The organism is Mariniflexile sp. TRM1-10, from assembly GCF_003425985.1.
In the GTDB taxonomy this organism is placed as follows: Bacteria; Bacteroidota; Bacteroidia; order Flavobacteriales; family Flavobacteriaceae; genus Mariniflexile.
The window spans coordinates 4800203-4817196 of record NZ_CP022985.1 but is presented as its reverse complement, the minus strand read 5'-3'; the positions used below and the strand labels follow the sequence as shown (position 1 = coordinate 4817196).

At 32.4% G+C, this 16994-nt stretch carries 19 protein-coding genes; 11 read left to right on the top strand and 8 right to left on the bottom strand.

Features of this window, described 5'->3' with window-relative positions; genetic code table 11:
* Positions 1-14 precede the first annotated feature (14 nt).
* The 7 genes from CJ739_RS19990 to CJ739_RS19960 all read right to left on the bottom strand — a co-directional run bounded on the left by CJ739_RS19990 (position 15) and on the right by CJ739_RS19960 (position 7314).
* Positions 15-2243 (bottom strand): TonB-dependent receptor, encoded by a 2229-nt coding sequence (locus tag CJ739_RS19990; protein WP_117178572.1) that lies wholly within the window; start codon positions 2241-2243, stop codon positions 15-17.
* An 83-nt stretch (positions 2244-2326) separates the two neighbouring features.
* A complete protein-coding gene (locus tag CJ739_RS19985) occupies positions 2327-2659 on the bottom strand; it encodes a hypothetical protein (protein ID WP_117178570.1) in 333 nt (110 codons plus the stop codon).
* Positions 2659-2961: a DUF6787 family protein gene (locus CJ739_RS19980; protein WP_117178568.1), complete on the bottom strand. Its 303-nt coding sequence runs from the start codon at positions 2959-2961 to the stop codon at positions 2659-2661. Before CJ739_RS19980 ends, CJ739_RS19985 begins: the two co-directional genes overlap by 1 nt.
* Before the next feature lie 37 nt (positions 2962-2998).
* Entirely contained in the window at positions 2999-3436 is a 438-nt protein-coding gene (locus CJ739_RS19975) for a DUF6146 family protein (protein WP_117178566.1), read from the bottom strand.
* 543 nt (positions 3437-3979) lie between these two features.
* Positions 3980-4930, bottom strand: a complete 951-nt coding sequence (locus tag CJ739_RS19970) for a D-2-hydroxyacid dehydrogenase (protein WP_117178564.1) — start codon at positions 4928-4930, stop codon at positions 3980-3982.
* Between the two features lie 184 nt (positions 4931-5114).
* Positions 5115-6179, bottom strand: coding sequence for a 3-phosphoserine/phosphohydroxythreonine transaminase (gene serC, locus CJ739_RS19965; RefSeq protein WP_117178562.1), 1065 nt, complete (start codon positions 6177-6179; stop codon positions 5115-5117).
* Between the two features lie 73 nt (positions 6180-6252).
* Entirely contained in the window at positions 6253-7314 is a 1062-nt protein-coding gene (locus tag CJ739_RS19960; RefSeq protein WP_117178560.1) for an acyl-CoA reductase, read from the bottom strand.
* Positions 7315-7381: 67 nt separating this feature from the next.
* Between CJ739_RS19960 and CJ739_RS19955 the strand changes: the two genes are divergently transcribed.
* From CJ739_RS19955 to CJ739_RS19935, 4 genes are all read left to right on the top strand, one after another.
* Positions 7382-7735 carry a 4Fe-4S dicluster domain-containing protein gene (locus tag CJ739_RS19955; protein WP_117179165.1) on the top strand — a complete coding sequence of 118 codons (354 nt, stop codon included), beginning with the start codon at positions 7382-7384 and terminating at the stop codon, positions 7733-7735.
* Positions 7736-8351: 616 nt separating this feature from the next.
* On the top strand, positions 8352-9944 hold the full coding sequence (locus CJ739_RS19950; RefSeq protein ID WP_117178559.1) for a hypothetical protein: 1593 nt from the start codon (positions 8352-8354) through the stop codon (positions 9942-9944).
* Positions 9945-10766: 822 nt separating this feature from the next.
* Positions 10767-12113 carry an AAA family ATPase gene (locus tag CJ739_RS19940; protein WP_117178555.1) on the top strand — a complete coding sequence of 449 codons (1347 nt, stop codon included), beginning with the start codon at positions 10767-10769 and terminating at the stop codon, positions 12111-12113.
* 2 nt (positions 12114-12115) lie between these two features.
* Positions 12116-12742, top strand: a complete 627-nt coding sequence (locus CJ739_RS19935; RefSeq protein ID WP_117178553.1) for a hypothetical protein — start codon at positions 12116-12118, stop codon at positions 12740-12742.
* A 213-nt stretch (positions 12743-12955) separates the two neighbouring features.
* On the opposite strand, the gene CJ739_RS19930 is transcribed toward CJ739_RS19935, so the two are convergent.
* Positions 12956-13159: a hypothetical protein gene (locus tag CJ739_RS19930; RefSeq protein WP_117178551.1), complete on the bottom strand. Its 204-nt coding sequence runs from the start codon at positions 13157-13159 to the stop codon at positions 12956-12958.
* Between the two features lie 167 nt (positions 13160-13326).
* Here CJ739_RS19930 and CJ739_RS19925 point away from each other — a divergent pair, with 167 nt between their 5' ends.
* From CJ739_RS19925 to CJ739_RS19895, 7 genes are all read left to right on the top strand, one after another.
* Positions 13327-13548: a helix-turn-helix transcriptional regulator gene (locus CJ739_RS19925; RefSeq protein ID WP_117178549.1), complete on the top strand. Its 222-nt coding sequence runs from the start codon at positions 13327-13329 to the stop codon at positions 13546-13548.
* Positions 13549-13570: 22 nt separating this feature from the next.
* Positions 13571-13789: a helix-turn-helix domain-containing protein gene (locus CJ739_RS19920; RefSeq protein ID WP_117178547.1), complete on the top strand. Its 219-nt coding sequence runs from the start codon at positions 13571-13573 to the stop codon at positions 13787-13789.
* 78 nt (positions 13790-13867) lie between these two features.
* Complete coding sequence (locus tag CJ739_RS19915) at positions 13868-14665, top strand: hypothetical protein (protein WP_162880280.1); 798 nt, start codon at positions 13868-13870, stop codon at positions 14663-14665.
* Between the two features lie 95 nt (positions 14666-14760).
* A complete protein-coding gene (locus CJ739_RS19910) occupies positions 14761-15222 on the top strand; it encodes a contact-dependent growth inhibition system immunity protein (RefSeq protein ID WP_162880279.1) in 462 nt (153 codons plus the stop codon).
* A gap of 12 nt (positions 15223-15234) precedes the next feature.
* Entirely contained in the window at positions 15235-15615 is a 381-nt protein-coding gene (locus CJ739_RS19905; protein ID WP_117178543.1) for a hypothetical protein, read from the top strand.
* A 28-nt stretch (positions 15616-15643) separates the two neighbouring features.
* On the top strand, positions 15644-16261 hold the full coding sequence (locus tag CJ739_RS19900; RefSeq protein ID WP_117178541.1) for a hypothetical protein: 618 nt from the start codon (positions 15644-15646) through the stop codon (positions 16259-16261).
* A gap of 25 nt (positions 16262-16286) precedes the next feature.
* Positions 16287-16832, top strand: coding sequence for a hypothetical protein (locus tag CJ739_RS19895; RefSeq protein ID WP_117178539.1), 546 nt, complete (start codon positions 16287-16289; stop codon positions 16830-16832).
* Positions 16833-16994: the final 162 nt, after the last annotated feature.

Sequence of the window (16994 nt, the reverse complement as noted above, 5' to 3'; positions counted from 1 at the left end):
TTAGGCTTATAAATTTACAAATTATAAGTTAATCCAATATTTATATTTCGACCCATATTAAAAATACCATCTGGTTTTAAACGTGACAGATGATTTACATAGGTTTTGTTAGTTAAATTAGTTCCCGACAAAGTTACAGTAGCTTCGTTTTTAAATAGGTTGAAACTACCACCCAATCCGGCACTTAACAAGCTGTAGCCAGCAGTATTGGTTTCAAAAGCACTTGCGTTATTTTGGTTAAATGTTGTGGTTAATTTTACGAACGAATAGGCTTTTTTTAGCCAAGGTCTTTCAAATTCAACTCTTAAAATATTGGTTACTGAGTTTGCAGGAATTAAGGGCAAATAGCTATCATCTGTTTGTTTTCCGGTAACGGTTTCAAAACTAGACTCCATGTGTAGCCAATCTAAAGGATGTGGGTGGATGTGCAATCCAACTTCACCACCATATAAATTTGCGTCATTTTGTAGATAGACAAACACAGGATCGCCATCAATGCTTTCTCCGTTAGGTGACAGGTAAATGTAATTATTAATTGTGTTGTAAAACCCGTTCACAAAAAACTCAACATGTTCGTTTTTGAATTCCAAAGCAATATCCGTTTGAAAGTTTTGCTCACTTTCTAAATTTTCGTTTCCAATTTCGTAACGGTTTGTACCTTCATGGGAACCGTCAGACGTTAGTTCAGATAGGTTTGGTGCTCTAAAGCCTGTTGCTAAATTTATTCTTGCGGTTACTTTTTTTGCGATATCTGTTTTTAAACCCAAAGCACCATTAAAGCTATTAAAGTTTTTTTGTAAACCAGTTGCTACATCAATAGTTCGGTTATCAAATCGAGCACCCAATTGCACATCTGCTTTTTCAAAATGGATATGTGAGGTTGCTAAAACTCCAAAATCGTTTGTGGTAGCATTGGGTATTAACTGTTCTTCACCGTAATTGGTGTTTACTTGGTTCATCCCTTGGATGCCCACAATGGTTTCAAATTTCCCTAGTTTTGGTAGGTTGTATTTAACGTCGTAATTAGCTGTTTTCAACTTCATGTGAAGGGCAGCTTCCAATATTTCATTTTCGTCCTCAAGTTCTTCTTCATGTTCTTCTTCTTCGCCTTCTTCTTCATGGTGGTGTTCTTCAAACTCTTTTCTGTCGTTATAGATATAGCCCAAATTTATATCCAAACGTGAATCATTAAAAAACACAGATGATTTTGAGCTAAACACATGGTTTGTAATGTCTTGAAACGGAAGCAAAGGTGTTTTGCTAGTAGATTGTTCGCCAATTTCTTCTGGTATTCCTAATTTGGAATGGTTTACATTATAGCGAAACTCAGTTTTAAAATCTTCTTTTTGGTAGCCTATCCCTGCTTTAAAATCTTGTTCTTTAAAGCGCGTGTTGGTCACTCGGTATGTGTTTGTTTTATAATCGGCGTGTTCGGTTAAGCTTCCTCTGAATAAAAACTTAAAATGATCGTCTGATGATTTATAGCCAGCATTGGTGCTAAAACCTTGTGTATTGCTAAAGTAGTTGCCATTAAAATCGGCATTTGAAGTGTTGCTTTGGGCGAACTTTTCAGGGTTTATATAGAGTACGCCACCAAGTGCATCACTACCATAGAGTAGGGAAGCAGGTCCTTTTATAACCTCGACGCTTTCAATGCCCGAATCGCTAAGTCCCAAACCGTGCTCGTCACCAAATTGTTGGTTTTCCAATCGAACCCCTTGGGCATAAACCAAAACGCGGTTAGAACTTAACCCACGAATAACGGGTTTACCTATACTTAAACCTGTTGTAACGCTTTCTACGCCGGCAATATTGGTAATACCATCGGCTAAATTTACAGCACCATTGGCTTTTAAATTAGCGATGGTTTGGTGTTCTACTTTCATGACGTTTTCACTTTGTAGTTTGTGAAATGGTGTAGATACAATAACCGCTTGCATTTCAATTGCTGTAGGTGTTAGGCTTATTGTTAGGCTGTTTGTTGTTGGAATTAAGATGTTTATGGATTTTGTTTCGTAACCTAAAATAGAAACGACTATTTTACGATTTCCTGAGGGCAAATTTTCTAATAGAAAGTCACCATTTTCATTGGTATATGTCCCTTTTTCAAGCTCTGAAAGGTAGATGTTAGCATACGGTATTCCTTGATTTGTTGTAGCATCTGTAACAGTGCCTTTTATTGAGTTTTGGGCATATAGGTTTGTAATTGCTAGAAATAGCAATACATTAAATAGTATTCGCATAGTATGTTTTTAAATTTAATAATTGTTTTTAATACTGAATAAGTTTCAGTGTATTTTATAGAACGCGTTTAGGGTTCAAATTATTAAATTAAAGCTGGAGGTCCGCGGAGCGCTGTTTGTAAACGTTGAAAATCACTTAAAAATTGATACTGGGAAATAATTTGCAAAGTATCTTCTTCAAAAGAAATTAATTCAATATTAAAAAAAGTAAAGGTGTAAGCATTGCTTATTTTGAATTTATAAAAGTCGCATTCGGTATTTATTTCATGTAAGTGTGTAGATTTTTCACCTTTACAGATATCATGTTTATGGTGAGCAAAGATATGAGCAAATTTAGTCGCCGTAGGAACTAATAACGCTAATGCGAGCATTAATGTTATTGTTTTAAAAGCGATATGTTCCTTTGCTTTTTGCATTAACCTACTAAGCGTTTTAAGCCAATGCGTCTTAACATCTTTTTTTCAAAATTCCAGAAAAACTTATATTGTCCAAATAGCCAACCAAAAAAGACCAGCATAAATTGGTACATGATGAATAGTAAAACAATACGTGTTACCCAATATCCAAAAGATCCAAAACTTTCAGTAGTAATGTTTAAATAATTTAGGATAGGTTTTCCTATATATGATGCGGTTGAACCTGTTATGGCAAATACGATTAGTATCACAATAATTTCCCAATTCTGTTCAATACCCCAACGTTCTTTTAATTTTTCCACAAGCCTTATTTAAAGTGCAAATGTAATTAAAAGAGATTTAAATTCTAGGAACAAATGGTCCTAATCTTTGATTGTAAGTCAGCTGAAAATAAATAAAGTAATTATACAACTTGTAATTAACCTCATACCCATAGTCTATATCAGGCTGATAATCAATTTGCATTTCATATAAATTGGGGTTATATCTTTGTGGTTGTAACACACGATTATTCCATTCGTTTACATAAATTAAGTTTCTGTTTTCCAGATATTGTTGGGAATAGAAGCCTTCGGGCTTTGCCATACTGACTAACCAGGAGTTAAAACCGGGTTCGATGATGATGATTTCGTATTCCAATTCATCATTGGAAATGGTAACCGTATCACTAAGCTTCGCGTTTTCCTGTTTTTCATTTTTGTTAGCTGTCGTGGACTTTGTCGTATTGCAGCTTATGGCAAAACCACAAATTAGCAGGATGTATATGATAGACTTCATTTTTTTTAAGTTTTTAAGATTATATGTCCAAAACTAGTGCTTACTATGTTATTATAAAAGCTACAATGAGTGAAACCCAATTTTGAACGAGTAAAGTAGTCTTGTCTGTTTACTTAAAGTTACAAAAATCATTCCTTAAATACTTGTTTTTGAGTTGTTTTAACAAAAAACCAAAACTGTATATAAAGGAGTTAGGATTGGGACTTCGACAAGCTCAGTCTGACAAACGACAAGTTCAGCACAGGTTTTGTCGAAGTATGAGCCTGTCGAAGCTATCGAAAGCAGTGGTAGTAATGGACTTCGACAAGCTCAGTCTGACAAACGACAAGCTCAGTCTGACAAACCAAACGTTATTTTATATTTCTTTTTTTAGAATAAAAATGATACCTACCAATGATGTTTTTTACAAATAGGACTTCGATAAGCTCCATGTGATATGCTTCAATTTTTGTCATGTACTAAAAACAAAAAGTCAAAATGAGTTCAAAAAAAAGGCTGTCCTTATTTTTGGACAGCCTTTAAAAACGTTCAGGTTATTGTTCCCTATTTTAAAAGATTTATTATTTGTTCAGCTAACTCAGTACCAATTCTGTCTTGCGCTTCGTTGGTAGCAGCACCAGTATGTGGTGTTAACGATAGGCCAGCATTCATTAATAATTGAATTTCCGGTTTTGGTTCGTTTTCAAAAACGTCTAATGCAGCACCAGCTACTTTTCCGCTTTCAATAGCAGTTACTAAAGCAGCTTCATCAACCACACCACCACGAGCAGCATTGGCAATAAATACGCCTTTTTTCATTATTTCGAACTCTGGTGCACCAATAACATACTCTTTTTGGGCAGGTACATGTAAGGTAATAAAATCAGCTTGTTTTAAAACGTCTTCTTTAGAAATGGTTTTTATATCGAAGTTTACTTTTTGTCCGTCAAAAAATTCTAATTCCAAATTAGCTTTTTCAATAAACGGATCGAAAGCAATGACTTTCATGCCAGCTCCTAAAGCTACTTTTGCTGTTGCTTGACCAATACGTCCAAAACCTAAAACACCCAAGGTTTTTCCTTTAAGTTCCACACCTTTAGCGTATGCTTTCTTTAATTTACCAAAGCTAACATCGCCTTCAAGAGGCATGTCTCTGTTTGAGTTATGTAAAAAACGTGCCAATCCGTAAAAATGTCCAAATACCAATTCGGCAACGGAATGTGACGAAGAAGCAGGGGTATTAATAACGTGTAAACCTTTGCTTATAGCATAATCAACATCGATGTTATCCATACCAACACCACCACGTCCAATGATTTTAATGCTTGGACACGCGTCAATTAAATCTTTACGTACTGTTGTTGCACTGCGCACCAATAAAACACTAATTTGTTTTTCGTTTATATAGTTCGCTAGTTGCTCTTGTGCTACGGTTGTTGTAATCACTTCAAAACCACCTTTTTCAAGGGCTTCAATACCACTTTTTGAAATACCGTCGTTTGCTAATACTTTCATTTTATAAGTTAAAAGTTAAAAGTTAAAAGTTAAAAGTTTCAAGAACGATTATACTTTTTACTTCAGATTAATTTTATTTTTAAGGGTTCGAGTAAGCACTGCAAACTGCAACTGCCCACTGCAAACTTTTCATTTTAATGGTTCGAGTAAGCACTGCAAACTGCAACTGCCCACTGCAAACTTTTTAAGCCTTACTCTCCAATTCGCTCATGACCTCAACAAGTGCTTTTACACTGTCTATTGGTAGGGCGTTATACATGGAGGCTCTATAACCACCAACGCTTCTGTGTCCGTTTACACCGCTAATGCCTGCTTCTTTAAGCATGGTTTCAAAAGTTTCCTTTAAATTTTCATTTTCTAAAGTAAACGTCGCATTCATTAAAGAGCGATCTTCTTTTGCAGCAAAGCCTTTGAATAATGGGTTTAAATCAATTTCAGAATACATGACCTGCGCTTTTTTCTCATTCAATTCCTCAACGGCTTTAATACCACCTAAGCTTTTAATCCATTCTAAAGTTAACATAGACGTGTAAACCGAAAATACTGGAGGTGTATTGTACATACTACCATTATCGATATGGATTTTATAGTCCATGATAGAAGGAATGTTGCGAGATACTTTTCCTAAGATATCTTCTTTAACAACCACAAGTGTCGTTCCCGCAGGGCCCATATTTTTTTGTGCACCAGCGTAGATCAATCCGAACTGTGAAAAATCCAATTGGCGAGAAAAAATATCGCTACTCATATCGCAAACCATCGGGATTGGTGAGTTAGGGAATGATTTCATTTGTGTTCCAAAAATGGTATTGTTTGATGTACAGTGGAAATAATCGTAATCTTTAGGGATATCATACCCTTTAGGGATGTAATTAAAGTTAGCGTCTTTAGAAGATGCCACTTCATAGATATCGTCCAATTTTTTAGCTTCTTTAATGGCTTTTGAACTCCAAGCACCTGTATTTAAGTAACCAGCTCTTTTTTCTAAAAGATTCATGGCAACCATTAAAAACTGTGTGCTAGCGCCACCTTGTAAAAATAAGGCTTTGTAACCTTTGCCTTCTAGTCCCATAAGTTCTAAAACCAATGCTCTGGCTTGTTCCATAACATCAATAAAAGCTTTGCTTCTATGGGATATTTCTAATATAGATAATCCTTCATTATTAAAATCAAGAACGGCTTGAGATGATTTCAGAATGACTTCTTGTGGTAAAATACTTGGTCCTGCACTAAAGTTGTGTTTCTTCATTTGTGTTGTAGAATTTAAAGATGCAAAGTTGCTAATTAATTAGAAATTTAATGCTAAAAATTCAATAATTTTTTTAAGAAATTGCTAACAAAAATTCAACAGAATCGATACTATCCGCATAATCCCAAAGTTGAGGTTTTTGTGTAGCCCCAAATGCGATTTCGTTTTCTGTAAATCCGTTAGAAACAATGCACTGAATTTGACTTTTATCGGCTTCCAATTTGTCTTTTAATTGTGACAAATCGTCATAATATTCATAAAAAACGGTAGCGATTGGCGAGGCATAACTCGGGTCTTCTTTGATCATTAAAAAACCATTTTCCAGCATATCAAATTCGCTCATTAAATAAACCGCTTTGTTATAATCGTAGTTATTGGCGTATTTCGCTTTGTCAATAATAGGGTGCCAGTGGTACATGCCATTAAAAAAGGCATCAAAATTATAACCTTTGGGCAGGAATAGTTTCGAAACGTTTCGGCAGCCCAAGCCGTAGTATCTAAAAATATCCTCGGCTAGGTTTTTTAAATCGGCTTCGGTTTCCTGTCCTGTTAAAACGGCCACTGAGTTTCTGTTGTTTCTAATAATGGATGGTTTTCCTTTAAAATAATATTCAAAATAGCGTGCGGTATTATTGCTTCCCGTGGCAATTACAGCATCAAAATTTTCAATTTTAGCTTCCGTAAAATGTATGCTTCCTTTAAATTCAGGAGCTACATATTCCAGATATTTGGCTAAATAGGGTAGCAGGTGCTTATCGTTTGATGATTGTTTAACCAGCACCTTATGTCCCGTAATCAACACCGATAAAAAATCGTGAAACCCAACCAACGGAATGTTCCCTGCCATGATAATGGCCACTTGTTTTGGCTTCGTAACATTCATAGTGTACGGAGCGAGCCATTTGGTTAAATTATCGTGGGTTAAAGCATCTACCCAGCTTTTAATGGCAAACCTAATATTTTCGGGGGTGAACCAACCATTGTGTTCCTCTGCCAATTTTAATTGATGCTTGAATCCATCAAAGAATAACGCGTTGTGTTCAACATTCTCTTTTTTTTGAATTACTTCATTAGAAAATTGACTTAAAAAGTCTCCTAATTTCACAAATGCGGAAATTCTTTGTTGTAATTGCATGGTTAATTTGGTTATGAATACTTTTGGCGTTATTTTTGCGAGTACAAAGTTAGAAAGAAAAAACACTATGGCAATTATTATAACAGACGAATGTATAAATTGTGGTGCTTGCGAACCTGAGTGCCCAAACACAGCAATATATGAAGGCGCAGACGATTGGCGTTACAAAGACGGTACGAGTTTAACCGGTAAAGTCGTATTGACGAACGGCAGTGAGGTTGATGCGGATGAAGCCCAAGAACCTATAAGTGACGAGATTTACTATATCGTGCCAGATAAATGTACAGAATGTAAAGGTTTCCATGACGAGCCACAGTGTGCTGCGGTTTGTCCTGTAGATTGTTGTGTGCCGGATGATGACCATGTAGAAACCGAAGAGGAGCTTTTAGCGAAACAACGCTTTATGCACCCGGAAGAATAATTGACAATTGACAATTGACAATGAACAATTAGCAATTTGCAATGAACAATTAGCAATTGGTGATTAATAATAAAGAATGAAATCCTGAGCGTTTGCTTGGGATTTTTTTTTGTGAATCGTGAAAGGTGAATCGGGAGTCGGGAATCGTGAAAAAACGGGAGTCGTGAGTCATGAATCGGGAGTCGTGAAAGGGTTGATGGTTGTTGGTTATTGGTTGATGGTTTGTGTCCTAAATTCTGAATTCTGAATTTGTCAAATCGTCAATCGTAAATCGATAATGCTGTTAGTTTGCAAATCCATGACACACATTGACACATATTGACACAAATTGACACAATAGGTGAAAAAAGTAGGGGTTTTGTTCGAGTTTTGTTCGGGTTTTGTTCAGCTGTGGGTTTGGGGTCTGTTGTTTGGATGGGGGTTTGCCTGAACAAAGGGCGAATGAAACTCAACTAAGACTGTTGTCATACCTACTTTACATTTAAAAATGTTTTTGTAAGTGGATTTTTATTATATTCGTAAACATGTAAACGATATAACTACAATGGTGCTGCTGTTTGTTGTGGTTATACAATTGTTAGCCACAAGGCGAAAACCAAACTGAACGAATAAAAAAATGGAGAAAGATTATTTTCTTTTAGAGGACAAAAAAAAGGAAATTGAATCCAAGTTCTTAATCAAAAACGGTTGGTTAAAAATATACGAAGACGATTCTAAAGACTTTGACGATTCTGCTGGAATATATTGCTGTCTAATATCAAACGACAAAGTTGAAAAATACAGTGAAGACTATAATTGGCCACTTTCTATGGGAAGTGAAGGGAAACCATCTGTTTATGGAGATAACACATATAGATCCAATGACGAAGAAGGTTTAGAGCCTTTTTTACTCTACAAAAGCTTTTCATTACAGGAAACTTCAATAAAGTATATAGATGTTGCAGAAGAATTTGTTCTCTACTTTCGCCTTTACGAAAAAGGAAATGACAAACAAAACCGCACATTTTATTATGTAAGCGATTACGGAGAATTGGACGAAGTACTTACTATTGAGCCAAAATTGATTAAAGTTAAAATCAAGTATTTGAGGGAATATATCACAATGAGAGATATGAACTTCGTGGTTTGCTATGATTTTATGAGATTGCTAAAAAAAATCCCTTCAGATTGGAACATCAAACACAAGGATGAACTAATCAAAGAAAACGACTTTATTTACAGTCATTTAATTAGAAATGTATCCGAGAAAACTCAAAGTTGGGTAATGGGAAAATCATTCATTAAGCCTAATGACATAAAAAAGTCGCATTTTGACTTTGGAGAATCAAAAAATGAAAGCTTCATAATTGGAATTGATGACGAAGGGGACTTAATGTATGAAGACTGTGGAAAAACAGATGGAAATCATTTCAAAGTAACCTATTTCAAAAAAGAGGTTTTAAACAAATACTATAATGAACCAAACAAATATCAAGTTGATGGATTTAGCGTTGGTTCAAAATTTTTTAGATTAAAAATAGACAACAATGTAGATGAATACATTCCAGTATTTCTTACCAATTTAAGGATGCTGCCAGAATTGGAACAACTTCATTGGAAACAATACAATATTCCGCCAAAAGAAGGAATGAATATCAGCCGAACTTATTATAGGACAATGATAGAAGGACAATGGGCGGAGCAACCTGAAACGGTTGATTTATTTTTTAAATCAAAATATAAGAGTTTTAACAAAAAGTGGGAAGAGAAGTTTGGTTGGAAATTATATAAACCTTTGTCAAAAACGGATGAATATTTATTTACCGCATTACATAAAATAACATCCAACAATGTCAAAGCATTTTGTGAGCAAACATTGACTATAGTGAAACTGACCATTGACAGATTAAATGAAAAAGAATTAGCTAAAGGATTAAGTTTAGATTCTAAAGTTAGAGGAATTGGGAAATTTGAGAAATTTTTAGAATCTAAAGGAATGAATATTCCTGATATGTTTGAGTTCTTAAGAAATCTACAAAATTTGAGGTCTGGATTAATTGCTCACACATTTAGCGAATCAAATAAGGATTGTAAAAAAGCTCTCAAATATTTTGGAATTGAAAGTGATAATTACACAGAGGTTTTAGAAGAAATATTTGTTAAATCCGTATTTACTTTCAATACTTTAGAAAAATACTTTGAACTAAACGAGGAAAAGCACAGTGGCTAACAATGGTAGCCGTTGCACAAATCCATAAATTCATAAAAAACGAATTCATTTAAGTCCTTTTCAAGGGCTTTTTGATTTTTCAGCAAAGCAGTTTAGTTAAATTCTGGTAGGCTTAAATTGAAGTTTATTACGTTTTGAAGGCCATTTATTTTCTTAAATAAAAAAGCAAGTGCTCTAGCACTGCTTTTTGGTAGTTTTTTGGTAAACCTCAAATACTTTTTAACGTTATAAGCAACAGCGGAGTGACAATTAATAATTAACAATGAATAATTAATAATGAAATCCTGAGCGTTTGCTTGGGATTTTTTTTTGCTTTGAAGTGGGTTGGTTTTTGGTTTTTTGTTGTTGGTTGTTCTCAATTCTCAATTCTGAATTCTGAATTTGTCAAATCGTAAATCGTCAATCGTCAATCCTGCTAATTTGCAAATCCATGACACACATTGACACACATTGACACAAATTGACACACATTGACACATATTGACACAAATTGACACAAGTGCCCAAAAAAGTAGGGGTTTTGTTCGAGTTTTGTTCGGGTTTTGTTCAGCTATGGGTTTGGGGTCTGTTGTTTGGATGGGGGTTTGCCTGAACAAAGGGCGAATGAAACTGAACTAAGACTGTTGTTATACCATACCTACTTTACATTTTAAAATGTTTTTGTAAGTGGGTTTTTATTATATTCGTAAACATATAAACGATATAACTACAATGCTACTACCGTTTGTTGTGGTTATACAATTGTTATGGCCAATTAAAAAAACAAACTCTAAATATTTAAAGTATAAAAATTTGTATGTTTGATTTTTAAAATTTCATACAATGAAAATAAGTATTAAAAATCTAGGACCAATAAAAAATGCTGAATTTGAAATTTCTGATTTCACAGCAATTACCGGATTTAATAACACTGGTAAAACATATATTTCATATGCTTTATATGGATTTTTAAAAACTTGGTCTACTAACACTAAGAACTTAGAATTAGATGAAGAAATTAATTCATTTATTGAAAATGGAAGTTTAACTATTAAACTATCTAAATTCAAAAAAAAAGTTTTAGGTAATTTTTCTCAACTAACTAAAAATTATTCTGAAAATATACACAATATATTTAGCGCAAATGAGGAGGAGTACAAACAAACTGAATTTAATATAAGACTGAATCAGAATGATATTTTACTAAAAAACACAATTAATAGTGACATTTCTATTAAGGGGAAAAAAATTCTAAGTGTTAATAAAGATCAAGAATCTGAAGATCTAAATTTTAAAATAAATTTAGAAAGCAATACTAAATTACCTCCTAAATACATATTATCTGAAATTGTAAGTGAATACATTAATGAAGCACTATTAAATGAAATTTTACCAACTCCATATATCATAACTTCTGAAAGAACTGGTATTAATATTTTTCAAAATGAATTAGACATTAATAAAAATGTTTTTTTTGAGAAATTAGCACAAAGTAAAACAGGAAAATTTGACTTAAACCCATTTGAATATATAGATGAAGTTTTTAATAGATACTCTATTCCTATTAAAGATGGGATAGATAGAACTCGAGATATTGAAAAAGATTTTAAGCAAAACAGTTATATTTCCAAAGAATATCCTGCAATCGTTAAAAAACTAGAAAACAGTACTGGTGTAGGGTATAAAAACAATAAAGGTCAATACTTTATAACCTATAAAGAAGGGAGAAAAAAAATAGCATTACCTGTTTATTTAGGGTCATCTTCTTCTAGAGCACTTTTTGATTTATATTTATTCATTAAACATACTGCAAAAAAAGGACAATTACTTATTATTGATGAACCTGAATTAAATTTACATCCTAAAATACAAATCCAAATTGCTCGACTTTTAGCTTCTCTTTCAAATATTGGGGTTAAAGTTATGATAACCTCTCATAGTGACTATATTGTTAAAGAAATAAATAATTTAATAATGCTATCGAGCGATTTTGAAAATAAAGCTTCTTTTAAAAAATCGCACAAATATTTAGAATATGAATTTTTAAAAAACATCAATTTTTATATTACCGAAAATAGTACTTTGAGTCATATTGAAACTGATAAATTTGGATTATTACGTACAACATTTGATGATTCTATTAGAGAAATGCAAAATATTTCAGATGAGTTATATGAAAATCTATTATAACTATGAGTATAAATTGTATTAAAAACATTTTTGATGGAACATCTATAATTCCTTCTGCTCAGGACGAAATTATTATTAGAGAAACTGATAATAATGTTAAAGATAATAGCCTAAAAAAGGTTAAAATCAAAGGAATTAATAACCCTAATTTAGTTTGTTTTAAATTAGATAAATATGTTCCCTTGACAAAATACTTTAATTCAATTAATTCTGACGGAATAAATAAAGGGGTTGATGCTGTTATTTTCTACATTAAGGATGGAAAAGGTTATATTTTATTTATTGAATTAAAATCTTTTACTTTAAATCAGAAAGATGTTAGTAATAAATTTTTTGCTTCTACTGCATTTATTCATCAAATTGGTTATTTAGCAAAAAATATTTATGGAAAAAACATTCATGATTTTTCTTCATCCGCAATTGTTTTCTCACTAAACAGTAAAAACGATAGAGTTAATAAATTTGGTATGAGACCAGATATTCCTACAGTTAGTAATAAGAGTTATTCAAACTCAAAAAGCAACATACAAGTTCTTGAAATCCAAAAAAACAATGGAGAAAACTTCAATATATCTATGGATTGTATATTAACGAAAGCAAGGCATAAAGAATTAAAAAACTGGCCATAAAAAGTTAATATTTATCTCATAATGATGATTCTGTGGTGTTGGAATGTGGATAATTCCGGTAGGATTATCAATCATTTACTATTTAATGTAACTTGCTAGGTATCTTAATATATAGAAAAACCCATCATTCATTTAAGCACCTTTAGTTTTTGTCTCACAAAAGTCTCTCCTAAAAAAACAAAACCCCTTAATCTCCCCAACCCTTCAAAACCATTACAATTCTGACTTGCTCCTTGTTGGATGCATGGCTTGATGCTCTTTAAACTCCCCGATTTCATCCTTTAAGGTTTTATTGAGGTTTTGGAGTAGGTTGTTTTGGAACTTCATAATGCCAATTAAATCGTGCATGGCATTTAGGTTTTCCAATTGTTTGAAGACTATTTGTTCTAAATCGGCTTTGGTATATCTTGTGCTCATAATAAACTTGAATTAATTTTAGTTATAAATATTACATTAAAGAATCAAAAATAGATTCAATAATTATGTAATACGATTCAAATATAGCTTTTTAATATGAATCATCAAAACATTTTAATCAATTAACTTTGTGTTAAATGCTACTTACATAGCTTAAAACGATTCAAATGACTAGTAAAAGAAATTACAATAGAATAAGGGTAGTTTTGGCAGAACAGGACAGAACGAACAAGTGGTTGGCTGAAAAGGTCAGGAAAAACAGAACAACAGTTTCAAGATGGTGTACTAATGATATGCAGCCCTCCGTTGAGACTTTAGCTGAAATTGCCGAAATTCTAAATGTTGACATTAGGGAGTTGTTATTACCAACTAAGGATGTGAATAATTGAATACCTAAAATCGAAAAAAAGGATGACAGAACTTGGACATTATTTATCTAAAAAATCGGCAAGTAAAGCAGGGATTTCGAAGAAAACTGGAATTAGTAAATCTAGAATCAGTGAACTCACACTTAATCCATTTACGCAACTTAGAGCATGGGAATTATACTTAATTGCTTTGGCATTGGGTGTGGATCCTGGAGAAATGTTCAAAGACATCTTTACTGAATTAAAATTACCAAGTAAATAGAGACAAAAAACCTGATATGTTTTCGGGATATTGGTAATAGATGTTATACTGCATAACAAATTTTAGGTAATTTGAGAAATGAAAATACTGATTGTAACATTTGGAATAATAATTAGTATCGGACTATTCTCTAAAATGAGAATTGAACCGAAAATTGAGTTTGACCCAAGTATTAAACTAAATAATTTAAAACCAAAACCTGTGGGACTATTTTTATCGATGTCCGGAGTAATCGGAAAAACAAAAGAGGATGTTGAAAAATGTTTAAATGAATACGCTAAAGATAATAATGGCGACTTCGTAAAAGAAGATTTAGATAATGACAATGAAAATTTTTGTGTTTTAAACGAAAAAAATGGAAATGTAACAGTCTTTTATCCAAGTGGATTCAATGAATCTGGAGATATGTCAAAGTACATCTCTGAAAAATTAAATTGTCCTGTTTTCTTTTTTCATATTCACGATGGTGATTTATGGTTATATTTTTTATATAACAAAGGCAATTTAGTTGATCAGTTTAATCCGATTCCAGATTATTGGGATGATAGTTTATCTGAAACAGAAATCGATGAACAAAAAGGTAATCCACAAATCGTCACGAGATTAGTTCCAAATGTTAAAGAGCAAGACATTGTTAATTATTATGTTCGTTGGGATTTAGACGCAGAACCATTCAAGGCATATCCTCAAGATGAATTTACCAACAAGGATTGGCAAGTTGTAGATTTTATGAATAAGATTGGACTTGAATATCCAATATCTGATAGAGGAACTGCTTTAGGTACAGTTTACAAGTTTTGGATTCCTGAACCAAGTGAAAAGAATAAAGAAAAAGAAAGTTCCACTTCAAAGAAATGGTGGGAATTTTGGAATTAAAAACTGGCAACACCATTCATAACCGATTTGCACAAGGCATCTAAAACTATAAAAAATGGCTCTATTGACTCGTTGACAGAGATTTTAAAGACCCCATGAGCAACTCTAAAAACAAACAGATAAAAACTAAATTTGAAAGCAATTGGACTTCAAAATCATTAGAAAGTTTAGAAAAGGATATTTGGGGAGAGCCTAAATACGATAGTTATTTAGTTACAACTTGTCATAGACTCAGAAAAAAGGAGTTAAAGGATTTCAATATTGAAGACCTGAGAATTATGATTGGTCAAAATATTGGACTCAAGTTTTTGATTCCTTTAGCAATTGATAGGTTAAAAGAAAACATACTTGCTGAAGGTGACTTTTATGAGGGTGATTTATTGAAAGCTGTTTTGACTTCAGAGGCTGCTTACTGGAGGGAAGATAAGGAAAGTTGGAAGAAAATTATTGATTTGTTTAACATCAATATAGAGACATTAAATAACACGGATACTATATCAAAAATAAGAAAAGAATGGTTTGATGCTTTTTCAGAGTTTGAGAAATTTAATAATTGAACAGAAACAAATATGAGTTGGGATATTATACTATTTAGTTCAAAACAGAAAATAGACTCCATTGAAGATGTTGATGACAATCAATTTGAGCCAATGGATTTTTGTGAAATTCTTGAAAATTCATTTAGTGAAATATTAATAAATGAAAATCATAGAGAAATTAAAGGAAAAGACTTTTCAATTGACTTTTTCACCGATGAAGAACCTGTAAGTAATAAAATGATTAGTCTTTATGGCGAGAATGGCCTTTTTGAATTAATCGAATTATCCAAAAAGTACGGTTGGCAGATTTTTGATACTGGATTAGATGAAATGATTGACTTATACAATCCAGAAAAAAATGGTTATGAAAATCACAAGAAATATGTGGGACAGATTTTGAGAAGCAGATAAAAACGGTGTACAGCGTAAATATTTAAAAATGTTTGGAGGAGGAAGTATTCAAGGAATGATTACTAGCCTGAATAACAACAAAAAGTTACTCAGGTCTAAAAGACTTTTCAAAAAAGAGAAAACATTTCTTAGTTTAAAAAAGGAATATTTAAAAGCAGCTTCAGGAAAATTAGACCTTAAAAAGGCTTCAGCTAAGGAAATATTAGAAATAAGAAAGAAAGTAATAAAAAAAAGAAAAAAGGAACATCTCATTTTTATTGCAATGGCATTAATTGTGATAAGTATCTTTTCATATGTCCCTTTAAAATTAATTAAACAAAATAACTTACTAGTAAAAAATCAGCAAACATTAGAGTTTAAAGAAAAAGAAAATAAATTTTTAATTCTTATAGATGATGGTGATAATTGGTTTAAAAAAGGAGATTGGCAAAACGCTATTTTCCAATACCAAAAAGCAAAAAAAATGTTCTCTGATAATTATGATGTCAATTATAGACTTGTTAATGCATATAGTTTGCAATGCGAAAGAGAAATTAAAAATTGCCACGTTGCTAAGGAACTTTTAGACAAGCTGATTTTGGATTTTCCTGAAAAAAAACATGAATTGATTAAAATTAAAGACAGACTAGAGTACGAATATCAATAAAAACAACGAGTTGTAAAACGTTTGAATGAAACACATTTCAATAATAATATTTTCATTTCTGATTTGTAATTTATCAATTGCACAACATTCTGATAGATTTCTTGAACTTGTAAAAGATTTAAAAAAAATTGGCTCGGAAGTAGATACAACATATTATAAAAATGGGAAAATTTTGTGGATAATTTGTTGGACAACTTATGAGTATAATTCAGAAGAATTCTCAACAGCAACAGGGAAACTTGTGCAATACCACAAAAATGGACAAGTCGCAGATGAAAGTTGTTTGGGCAAATATGGAAATATCTTATCGAGCAAAGGGTTTGACAGAAATGGGAACAAAACCGTAGAATTTGTAACAACAGAAATTGATTCGGAAGCTAAATCCCTAGATGAGTTTTTTGACTCTTTAGGAGAGGTTCGTTTCAAAAGATACTACCGACATTATAAATGTTCCAATAAGTTAGGAATTTGTTATTTGTACAAAGAAGGACAAAGGGTTAACGGAAAGAAAAATGGACTTTGGACAACTTACAATGAAAACGGAGAAATAAGAAAAGAAAAAGAATATTAAGGAACGATTTACAACGCCAGTAACCGTTATACAAAACATATAAAACCATAAAAAATCACAGATATAGCTCCTTTTTTTTGAAAGCTTTTAAAACTTTTATATATTGCGTGGTATAAGAATTTTCATCATTTAAAAAAGGGGAGGAGATAGTGGGTAGAAGCT